Consider the following 4,679-nt stretch of genomic DNA (forward strand, 5'->3'; position numbering starts at 1 on the left):
GGGTCTGAAGAACTATGGGAATCCGTAAGTACCGCCCCATCACCCCCGGCACCCGTACCCGTGTCGCCAGCGATTTCGCTGAAGTCACCGGTCGTGGTCGCGAACGGGGCCTGGTGGTGGCCAAGCACCAACGCAAAGGTCGCAACAACCGCGGTGTGATCACCTGCCGCCATCGCGGTGGTGGCCACAAGCGCCTCTATCGCCTGGTCGACTTCCGCCGCAATAAGCACGGTGTGGTCGCCAAGGTGGCAGCGATCCACTACGACCCCCACCGCAACGCCCGCCTGGCTTTGCTCTTCTACGCCGATGGCGAGAAGCGCTACATCCTGGCTCCGGCTGGCGTGACCGTGGGCTCCACCGTGGTCTCCGGCCCCGATGCTCCGATCGAGACCGGCAATGCCCTGCCCCTCTCGGCGATCCCCCTGGGCTCCAGCGTTCACTGCGTTGAGCTCTACGCCGGTCGCGGTGGCCAGATGGTTCGTACCGCTGGTGCCAGCGCTCAAGTGATGGCCAAGGAAGGTGACTACGTCGCCCTCAAGCTGCCCTCCACCGAGGTGCGCCTGGTCCGCCGTGAGTGCTACGCCACCCTCGGCGAAGTGGGTAACGCTGAGGTTCGGAACACCAGCCTGGGCAAGGCCGGCCGTCGCCGCTGGCTGGGTCGTCGCCCCCAGGTCCGAGGCAGCGTGATGAACCCCTGCGATCACCCCCACGGTGGTGGCGAGGGCCGCGCTCCGATCGGCCGTTCTGGCCCTGTCACTCCTTGGGGTAAGCCTGCACTGGGCCTCAAGACCCGCAAGCGGAACAAACCCAGCAATCGGTTTGTGCTCCGGAAACGTCGCCGCACCTCCAAGCGGAGCCGTGGCGGACGCGATTCCTGATCAACCTCACCGCTTTGCTGTTCGTTTAAACCGCTATGGGACGTTCACTCAAAAAAGGTCCGTTCATTGCCGACAGCCTTCTGCGGAAGGTTGAAAAGCAGAACGCCGCCGATGACAAGTCCGTGATCAAGACCTGGTCACGTGCTTCCACGATCCTGCCGATGATGATCGGCCACACCATTGCCGTGCACAACGGCAAGGCCCATGTGCCCGTCTACGTGACGGAGCAGATGGTGGGCCACAAGCTGGGGGAATTTGCGCCAACGCGCAACTTCCGCGGCCACATCAAGGACAAGAAAGGAGGCCGCTGAGGACATGGCAAACACCTCATCCACGACTGCCCAGGCACACGGCCGCTATATCCGCGGTTCCGTGTCCAAGGTTCGCCGGGTTCTCGACCAGATCCGCGGTCGCAGCTATCGCGACGCGCTGATCATGCTCGAGTTCATGCCCTACCGCTCCACCGGACCGATCACCAAGGTCCTGCGCAGCGCTGTGGCCAACGCCGAGCACAACCTGGGTCTCGATCCCGCCTCTCTCGTGATCTCTGTCGCTACGGCTGACATGGGTCCGGTGATGAAGCGTTATCGCCCCCGTGCCCAGGGTCGCGCCTACGCGATCCAGAAAAAGACTTGCCACATCAGCATTGCTGTGGCTCCTGCCGCCTGACCCCCGAGGACACCGATCGATGGGACACAAGATCCATCCAACCGGCTTGCGCCTGGGGATCACCCAGGAACACCGGTCCCGCTGGTACGCCCCCAGCAAGACCTATCCGTCTCTCCTGAAGGAAGACGATCAGATCCGTAAGTTCATCCACAAGAAGTACGGCGCCGCTGGCATCAGCGACGTTGTGATCGCCCGCAAGGCCGATCAGCTTGAGGTTGAGCTCAAAACTGCCCGCCCCGGCGTTCTCGTCGGCCGCCAGGGCAGCGGCATTGAAGAGCTGCGCAGCGGCATCCAAAAAACCATCGGTGACTCCGCCCGTCAGGTGCGGATCAACGTGGTGGAAGTGGAGCGCGTTGACGCTGACGCCTTCCTGCTGGCTGAGTACATCGCTCAACAGCTCGAGAAGCGTGTTGCCTTCCGTCGCGTCATGCGTATGGCCATCCAGCGTGCTCAGCGCGCTGGTGTCCTGGGCATGAAGCTTCAGGTCAGCGGCCGCCTCAACGGTGCAGAAATTGCCCGTACCGAGTGGAGCCGTGAAGGTCGGGTGCCCCTGCACACCCTCCGCGCCGACATCGACTACGCAACCAAAGTGGCCACCACCACCTACGGGGTGCTGGGCATCAAGGTTTGGGTCTTCAAAGGGGAAGTGCTTCCCGGCACTCAGGACAAGGTGCCCGTGGGTGCTGCGCCCAAGCGCCGCGCTAGCCGCCGGCCCCAACAGTTCGAAGACCGTTCGAACGAAGAGTGATCAGGAGGCCTGAACCATGCTGAGTCCAAGACGCGTCAAATTCCGTAAGCAGCAGCGCGGCCGCATGCGCGGTGTCGCCACCCGTGGCAACACCATCGCCTTCGGTCAGTTCGCTCTGCAGGCCCAAGAGTGCGGGTGGATCACCTCCCGCCAGATTGAGGCCAGCCGCCGTGCCATGACCCGCTACGTCAAGCGGGGCGGAAAGATCTGGATCCGGATCTTCCCCGACAAGCCGGTGACCATGCGCCCCGCCGAGACCCGGATGGGTTCCGGTAAGGGCAACCCGGAGTTCTGGGTGGCTGTGATCAAGCCCGGCCGCATTCTCTTCGAGATGGGCGGTGCCGAAATCACCCCCGAGATCGCCAAAGAGGCCATGCGCCTGGCGCAGTACAAGCTGCCCGTGAAAACCAAGTTCCTGACCCTGGCTGATCAGGAAGCTGAACAGGCTGCCGCGGCGGCCACCACCGTGGAGTCCTGACCATGGCCCGTCCCGACATCGCCGAGGTGCGCAAGCTTTCCGACGGCGACATCACCACTCAGATCGACGACACCCGTCGCGAACTGTTCACCCTTCGTTTCGAGCAGGCCACCCGCCGTCTCGAGAACCCGCACCGCTTCAAGGCCGCCCGCATCAAGCTGGCCCAGCTGCTGACGGTGCAAACGGAGCGCAAGAGCTCCGCCGCTTCCTGATCCCCTAAGTAACCGTTATGGCAACCAAGGAAAGGGTCGGCACCGTCGTCAGCGACAAGATGGATAAAACCGTGGTGGTGGCGGTGGAAAACCGCTTCCCCCACCCCATCTATCAAAAGACGGTGAGCCGCACCAAGCGCTACAAGGCGCACGATGAGGCCAACACCTGCAAGGTGGGTGACCGCGTCCGCATCACCGAAACCCGTCCCCTCAGCCGCACCAAGCGTTGGTCCGTGGCCGAGGTGCTGAACAACAGCAGCGCCAGCTGAGGAGACCTCCCGATGATTCAACAGGAAACGTTCCTCAACGTCGCTGACAACAGCGGCGCCAAGCGCATCCAGTGCATCCGCGTGCTGGGCACCAACCGTCGTTATGCCCACGTGGGCGACGTGATCGTGGCCGCCGTCAAGGACGCCATGCCCAACATGGGCGTGAAAAAGTCCGACGTGGTCAAGGCTGTGGTGGTTCGCACCAAAGCCACCATGCGTCGCGTCAACGGCAACTCGATCCGTTTTGACGACAACGCTGCCGTGATCCTCGGCACTGACAACAACCCCAAGGGAACCCGCGTCTTCGGTCCTGTGGCTCGCGAACTGCGTGACCGCAACTTCACCAAGATCGTGTCCCTCGCTCCGGAGGTGATCTGAGATGGCGACTGCCACCCCTAAAGCCAAAGTTCAGGTGCGCGCCAAAATGCGCATCAAGAAGGGCGACACCGTCCAGGTGATCAGCGGTAAGGACAAGGGCAAGACCGGTGAGGTCCTGCGCACCCTTCCCTATGAGAACCGCGTGGTTGTGCAGGGCATCAACCTGCGCACCCGTCACATGAAGCCCACCCAGGAAGGCGAAACCGGTCGCATCGTGACCGAAGAGGCCTCCCTGCACGCTTCCAACGTGATGCTGTATTCCACCGATAAGAAGGTGGCCAGCCGCGTGGAAATCGTGGTGGAGAAGGACGGCACCAAGAAGCGCCGCCTCAAGAAAACCGGCGAGATCCTCGACTGATCTCTCTTACATCGACCTTGTCCGCCTTCTGACCAAGCCCAGAAGCGCATCTCCTTTCCCCGTCATGTCCCTTAAACAGAACTATCGGGAGAAGATCCAGCCCAAGTTGCTTAAGGATCTCAGTCTCTCGAACATTCACGAAGTCCCCAAGGTGGTGAAAGTCACCGTCAACCGGGGTCTCGGCGAAGCCGCAGCCAACGCCAAGGCCCTTGAGGCCTCGATCGAGGAGCTGGCCACCATCACCGGTCAAAAGGTGGTTGTGACCCGCGCCAAGAAGGCCATCGCTGGCTTCAAAATCCGTCAGGGCATGCCGATTGGCGTGGCCGTCACCCTCCGCGGTGACCGCATGTATGCGTTCCTCGAGCGTCTCATCAACCTGGCTCTCCCCCGCATCCGCGACTTCCGCGGTGTGAGCGAGAAGAGCTTCGACGGTCGTGGCAACTACACCCTCGGGGTGAAGGAGCAGATCATTTTTCCCGAGATCTCTTTCGACAAGATCGATGCCATCCGGGGCATGGACATCACCATCGTGACCACTGCCCGTAACGACGAAGAGGGCCGGGCCCTCCTCCGCGAGATGGGAATGCCGTTCCGCAGCAACTGAGCCCTCTTCGGACCCGACCTATGGCTAATCACGACCCGATTTCCGACATGCTCACCCGCATTCGCAATGCGAGTGAGAAACGTCA

10 protein-coding genes and 1 pseudogene are annotated in these 4,679 nt (G+C 62.3%); all 11 read left to right on the forward strand.

The window, feature by feature from the left end; genetic code table 11:
- The first annotated feature begins 14 nt into the window (after positions 1 to 14).
- Positions 15 to 878 carry a 50S ribosomal protein L2 gene (rplB, locus tag QZ184_RS10155; protein ID WP_010314938.1) on the forward strand — a complete coding sequence of 288 codons (864 nt, stop codon included), beginning with the start codon at positions 15 to 17 and terminating at the stop codon, positions 876 to 878.
- Positions 879 to 913: 35 nt separating this feature from the next.
- Positions 914 to 1,189 (forward strand): 30S ribosomal protein S19, encoded by a 276-nt coding sequence (rpsS, locus tag QZ184_RS10160; protein ID WP_010311665.1) that lies wholly within the window; start codon positions 914 to 916, stop codon positions 1,187 to 1,189.
- A 4-nt stretch (positions 1,190 to 1,193) separates the two neighbouring features.
- A complete protein-coding gene (gene rplV / locus QZ184_RS10165; protein WP_029626117.1) occupies positions 1,194 to 1,547 on the forward strand; it encodes a 50S ribosomal protein L22 in 354 nt (117 codons plus the stop codon).
- Positions 1,548 to 1,566: 19 nt separating this feature from the next.
- On the forward strand, positions 1,567 to 2,295 hold the full coding sequence (rpsC, locus tag QZ184_RS10170; RefSeq protein ID WP_010314943.1) for a 30S ribosomal protein S3: 729 nt from the start codon (positions 1,567 to 1,569) through the stop codon (positions 2,293 to 2,295).
- 16 nt (positions 2,296 to 2,311) lie between these two features.
- Positions 2,312 to 2,773 (forward strand): 50S ribosomal protein L16, encoded by a 462-nt coding sequence (gene rplP, locus QZ184_RS10175; RefSeq protein WP_296419447.1) that lies wholly within the window; start codon positions 2,312 to 2,314, stop codon positions 2,771 to 2,773.
- Between the two features lie 2 nt (positions 2,774 to 2,775).
- On the forward strand, positions 2,776 to 2,985 hold the full coding sequence (gene rpmC / locus QZ184_RS10180) for a 50S ribosomal protein L29 (RefSeq protein WP_010314946.1): 210 nt from the start codon (positions 2,776 to 2,778) through the stop codon (positions 2,983 to 2,985).
- A 17-nt stretch (positions 2,986 to 3,002) separates the two neighbouring features.
- Complete coding sequence (rpsQ, locus tag QZ184_RS10185) at positions 3,003 to 3,254, forward strand: 30S ribosomal protein S17 (RefSeq protein WP_185186182.1); 252 nt, start codon at positions 3,003 to 3,005, stop codon at positions 3,252 to 3,254.
- 12 nt (positions 3,255 to 3,266) lie between these two features.
- Complete coding sequence (rplN, locus tag QZ184_RS10190) at positions 3,267 to 3,632, forward strand: 50S ribosomal protein L14 (RefSeq protein ID WP_010314948.1); 366 nt, start codon at positions 3,267 to 3,269, stop codon at positions 3,630 to 3,632.
- Between the two features lies 1 nt (position 3,633).
- Entirely contained in the window at positions 3,634 to 3,990 is a 357-nt protein-coding gene (rplX, locus tag QZ184_RS10195; RefSeq protein ID WP_010314950.1) for a 50S ribosomal protein L24, read from the forward strand.
- A 64-nt stretch (positions 3,991 to 4,054) separates the two neighbouring features.
- A complete protein-coding gene (gene rplE, locus QZ184_RS10200) occupies positions 4,055 to 4,594 on the forward strand; it encodes a 50S ribosomal protein L5 (protein WP_010314952.1) in 540 nt (179 codons plus the stop codon).
- A 20-nt stretch (positions 4,595 to 4,614) separates the two neighbouring features.
- Positions 4,615 to 4,679, forward strand: a pseudogene (locus tag QZ184_RS10205) (30S ribosomal protein S8); the annotation flags it as partial.

Source organism: Vulcanococcus sp. DEBay_Sum22DG08_74, assembly GCF_017852955.1.
GTDB lineage: Bacteria > Cyanobacteriota > Cyanobacteriia > PCC-6307 > Cyanobiaceae > Vulcanococcus.

Coding starts and splice junctions, on each gene's coding strand:
- rplB (WP_010314938.1), top strand. CDS start 15: ATGGGAATCCGTAAGTACCGCCCCATCACCCCCGGCACCCGTACCCGT.
- rpsS (WP_010311665.1), top strand. CDS start 914: ATGGGACGTTCACTCAAAAAAGGTCCGTTCATTGCCGACAGCCTTCTG.
- rplV (WP_029626117.1), top strand. CDS start 1,194: ATGGCAAACACCTCATCCACGACTGCCCAGGCACACGGCCGCTATATC.
- rpsC (WP_010314943.1), top strand. CDS start 1,567: ATGGGACACAAGATCCATCCAACCGGCTTGCGCCTGGGGATCACCCAG.
- rplP (WP_296419447.1), top strand. CDS start 2,312: ATGCTGAGTCCAAGACGCGTCAAATTCCGTAAGCAGCAGCGCGGCCGC.
- rpmC (WP_010314946.1), top strand. CDS start 2,776: ATGGCCCGTCCCGACATCGCCGAGGTGCGCAAGCTTTCCGACGGCGAC.
- rpsQ (WP_185186182.1), top strand. CDS start 3,003: ATGGCAACCAAGGAAAGGGTCGGCACCGTCGTCAGCGACAAGATGGAT.
- rplN (WP_010314948.1), top strand. CDS start 3,267: ATGATTCAACAGGAAACGTTCCTCAACGTCGCTGACAACAGCGGCGCC.
- rplX (WP_010314950.1), top strand. CDS start 3,634: ATGGCGACTGCCACCCCTAAAGCCAAAGTTCAGGTGCGCGCCAAAATG.
- rplE (WP_010314952.1), top strand. CDS start 4,055: ATGTCCCTTAAACAGAACTATCGGGAGAAGATCCAGCCCAAGTTGCTT.